We start from the raw sequence: 4029 nt of genomic DNA, 5'->3' as shown, positions 1-4029 counted from the left end.
GGTATAACAATAGGTTGGGAGTTTTTAGTGACGGGTTTATTTCTTTATATGGCTGATAAACAAAAGAACGGTCGTAAAAAAATGAATGATATTACATATAAAGATGCATTCATAATTGGTTCATTTCAAGCAGTAGCTATATTTCCAGCAATTTCTCGTTCTGGAATGACAATTGTCGCTGCAATATGGAGAAAGTTAGACCGCGAAACAGCGGCGTACTTTTCATTTTTATTATCAACACCAGCTATTGTCGGAGCTATCATCTTGCAATTTGCAGATGTTTTTCAAGGGAAAGCAGAATCTATTTCTAGTACATCATTAATTGTCGGAACATTATCAGCAGCGTTCTTTGGTTACATAGCAGTTTCATGGATGATTCAATATTTAAAACGTCATTCTTTAAAAGTATTCGCGTATTACGTATGGGGATTAGGTATTTTAATTTTAACGTTGCAATTCACAAAGGTGTTTTAAATATAATTAGCAAGGAATTATTAGTTAAGATCCTGTTCCATTCATAAACGACAGGATCTCTTTTCATTAAGGGGGAAAAAATGTTTACTAAGGCTATCGTTATCGGTGGAAGTATAGCAGGGAAACTCGTCGCAAAAGCTTTATCAAATACGTTTGAAGAAGTAATCATTTTAGAAGCCGGAGAAAGATGGGATGGAAAAGGACCTCGTAAAAGAGTTCCACAAAGTAATCATCCGCATGTGTTATTAAAAGGCGGCGAAGAAGCACTTGAGGAGTTGTTTCCTAACATTACTAATGAATTAATTGAAGCAGGTAGCATTGTAAATAACTTTACTCGCGATTTAAAATGGCATCAGTTCGGCCTATGGAAGCAGCCTTTCAAAGGCGAAATAAATATGATTCAGCAAAGTCGTCTTCTGTTAGAATCTCATATTCAAAAACGAATTGAACAAGTTTCAAATGTTACTACGAAGTATGAAATGTTGGTTGAAGGATTACTAGTAGATAACAAAATTAATAAAGTCTATGGAATAAGAGCTAAATGTTTGAAAACAGAAATGAAAGAAGAATTTCATGCAGATCTTGTTGTTGATGCAAGTGGGTTTGGTTCGAAAAGTATAGATTGGTTACAAGAATACAATTTCAAAGTACAAGAAGAGAAAGTAAGAATTGATTTGTTTTACGCAACTAGAATGTTTAGGCTCAAAGAAAAAGAGAAATTAGACTGTTGTAATATGCTTATGTCTCCAAGTTTTCCTGAGAATCCTTATGGTGTTCTAATTCAAACGATTGAAGATGATCGTTATTTTGTTACTTTTAGTGGATATGCAAATGAAAAAGCACCGCAAACTGATGATGAATTTTATGATTTTGCTGAAAATCTATCAATCCCTAATGTTACAGAGTTTCTAAACAAATCTGAGGCGATTACCGATATAAAAACGTACAAAATTCCATATCAAGTACGCAGGCGATTTGATCTAGTTAATAATTTACCTGAAAGATTGTTAGTAGTTGGAGATGCGCATTGTCGTTTTGATCCAGTTTTCGGACAAGGTGTTTCAGTTGCAGCTATGGAAGCTCGCCAATTGCAGTTATTTCTTAAAGGAATAAATAATTTGGATAAAACGTTCACTCAAACGTTTTATAAGCATGTTTCTAAGATTATCAAAACACCTTGGGAAATGACGACAACGGAGATAGCACGTCATCCTAAGTTACAGAAAGAATTAACTATGAAACAAAAATTTCAGCAATGGTATACGAAACAAATATATCAGCTTTCTGCAAGTGATTCTGATATTTATATTCGGTTAGTCAGAGTTATGAACTTAATTCGAAGTCCTTTTCATCTTTTTCATCCTAGAGTATTACTTACTGTATTACTCAGACGAAAGAAATAGCAGGGAAATTATCGTTTAAAAAAGAATGTATAACAGTTAGTAAATCAAGAAGGGGTAAACGGGATGGAAATATACATAGAACAATTAAAGAATCAAGATGCTGAAGATTTATTTAATTTTGAACTCACGAACAAATCATTTTTTGAAACAATGGTACCAAGTCGTGGTTCTAATTATTACGTGTATGAATACTTTCAAAAGCAACTTGACGAATTATTAAAAGAACAAACTGAGGGGATTTCTTATTTTCATCTCATACGTAATACAGAAAAAGAAATTGTAGGACGTATCAATTTAGTTGATGTAGATAAGGAAAAACGAATTGGGTCGTTAGGCTACCGAGTTGGAGAGAAGTTTACAAAAAAAGGAGTTGCAGCATCATCTGTAAAATTGATTTTGGCTCAAGCAAGAGTCTATGAAATTAATGAAATACATGCTATGACAACAACAAATAACATAGCTTCACAAATTGTATTAGAAAAGAGCGGATTTTCTCGTGAAAAGGAAGCGGATACAACTACTGTAGATTTAAACGGGGAAAACGTAAATTTCGTACATTATATTTGGAGGAATACTAAGAATTAAAAATAATAGGGGGACATGTACATGAAGGATTTACGTTATCCAATAGGTCAATTTACTTATGTAGGCACTATTACAGAAGAAATAATTGATAAATGGATTCAAGAAATAGAGGATTTACCTAATGAACTAGCAAGTGCGATAAAAGATTTAGATCAGAAGCAGTTAGATACACCGTATCGCGTTGGTGGATGGACTGTTCGTCAAGTCGTTCATCATGTTGTTGATAGTCATATGAATAGCTACATACGCTTTAAATTAGCACTGACAGAAAAGAATCCAACTATTAAACCGTACAAAGAAGAAAAATGGGCAGAGCTACCTGACTCAAAATTACCAGTAGATGTTTCACTTGTAATGCTAGATTCATTACATAAAAGATGGGTTAACTTATTATATTCTTTAGAACCGGCAGATTTAGAAAAGACATTTAATCATCCTGAATCAGGAGAAAAAAAACTTGCTGCTGCAATTGGACTATATGCATGGCACGGTCGTCATCATACAGCTCATATCACTTCTTTAAGAGAGCGTTTAAATTGGTAACATTAGAGAAGGCGACAGAAATTGATGCAGAGATTATATTTCAAATGCAAGTAGAATCATTTAGTTCATTATTAGAAAAGTATAAGGACTATGAAACAAATCCGGCAAATGAACTTATTGAAAGAACGATTTCGAGAATAAATAATCCGGACGGTGGATTTTATAAAATTTTCGTAAATACGAATCTTGTCGGAGCGATATGTATATCACGTAAAGAAGAGTCATCTAAATTTTGGATAAGCCCGATGTTTATTATTCCAAACTATCAAGGGAACGGAATTGCTCAAAAAGTATTAATTTTAATCGAGGAGATGTTTCCGGAAATAACGACTTGGGAGCTTGCTACAATTTTAGAGGAAGAACGAAATTGTTTTCTATACGAAAAGATGGGATATATAAAAGCGGAATTTAAAAAGAAATTAAATGATAAAGCAACATTAATTTATTATAAAAAAGAAAGGTAAAGCACATTTTAAATGCTTTACCTTTTTGTATCGTTTTAGATTAAATATACAAATTTAATGTATATTCTTCCAAAAAGTTCGGGTTAGTAATTTATGATGTGAATAAATATACAAAAATGAACTATTTCGTCGTATATGTTACTAACGCTTTTTGAATACTTAAAATGCTATCATCGCCTTTAAATTCTTTCGTAATTGGCGCGCTCAAACTAGACACCCATATTTTAAGCTCTGCATCTAAATCAAAATGCCCAGCTGTTTCAATACTAAATTGTGTAATACTTTTATAAGGGATTGAATGGTATTCTGTTTTTTTACCAGTTACTCCTTGTTTGTCTACTAAAATAAGACGGCGATTTGTAAATACGATTAAATCACGAATTAATTTATAAGCATGCTCAACTTTCTCATCATCTAGCATAATCTTTTCTAAATCACGTTCAACGCTTTCTGTACTCGCACTTGATGCATTTCCTAAAATACCACTAAATAAACCCATATGAAATTCCTCCTTTATAATATGTGGAATGAGTTTCTTATATTGTACCATGCTATTGGAT

Annotated in this window: 6 protein-coding genes; 5 read left to right on the top strand and 1 reads right to left on the bottom strand. The window is 32.8% G+C overall.

Going from position 1 to position 4029, the window contains the following annotated elements:
• The 5 genes from AB3X48_RS18675 to AB3X48_RS18655 form a co-directional block, all read left to right on the top strand.
• Window positions 1–474: undecaprenyl-diphosphate phosphatase (locus tag AB3X48_RS18675; protein ID WP_367959803.1), on the top strand; the 474-nt coding region annotated here is incomplete at its 5' end.
• A gap of 80 nt (window positions 475–554) precedes the next feature.
• Window positions 555–1877 carry an FAD-dependent monooxygenase family protein gene (locus AB3X48_RS18670; RefSeq protein ID WP_016104964.1) on the top strand — a complete coding sequence of 441 codons (1323 nt, stop codon included), beginning with the start codon at window positions 555–557 and terminating at the stop codon, window positions 1875–1877.
• A gap of 63 nt (window positions 1878–1940) precedes the next feature.
• On the top strand, window positions 1941–2462 hold the full coding sequence (locus tag AB3X48_RS18665) for a GNAT family N-acetyltransferase (protein WP_016104965.1): 522 nt from the start codon (window positions 1941–1943) through the stop codon (window positions 2460–2462).
• Between the two features lie 21 nt (window positions 2463–2483).
• The gene (locus AB3X48_RS18660; protein WP_002110140.1) at window positions 2484–3005 is read left to right on the top strand and encodes a YfiT family bacillithiol transferase; all 522 of its coding nucleotides are present in this window, start codon (window positions 2484–2486) and stop codon (window positions 3003–3005) included.
• Entirely contained in the window at window positions 2945–3469 is a 525-nt protein-coding gene (locus AB3X48_RS18655; RefSeq protein ID WP_016104966.1) for a GNAT family N-acetyltransferase, read from the top strand. Before AB3X48_RS18660 ends, AB3X48_RS18655 begins: the two co-directional genes overlap by 61 nt.
• A 121-nt stretch (window positions 3470–3590) precedes the next feature.
• On the opposite strand, the gene AB3X48_RS18650 is transcribed toward AB3X48_RS18655, so the two are convergent.
• On the bottom strand, window positions 3591–3968 hold the full coding sequence (locus AB3X48_RS18650) for a PH domain-containing protein (RefSeq protein ID WP_002110143.1): 378 nt from the start codon (window positions 3966–3968) through the stop codon (window positions 3591–3593).
• Window positions 3969–4029 lie beyond the last annotated feature (61 nt).

Source organism: Bacillus sp. S4, from assembly GCF_040838205.1.
GTDB lineage: Bacteria > Bacillota > Bacilli > Bacillales > Bacillaceae_G > Bacillus_A > Bacillus_A cereus_U.
Note: the sequence above shows the minus strand (reverse complement) of the source record. Positions and strands in the feature narration are given on the sequence as shown.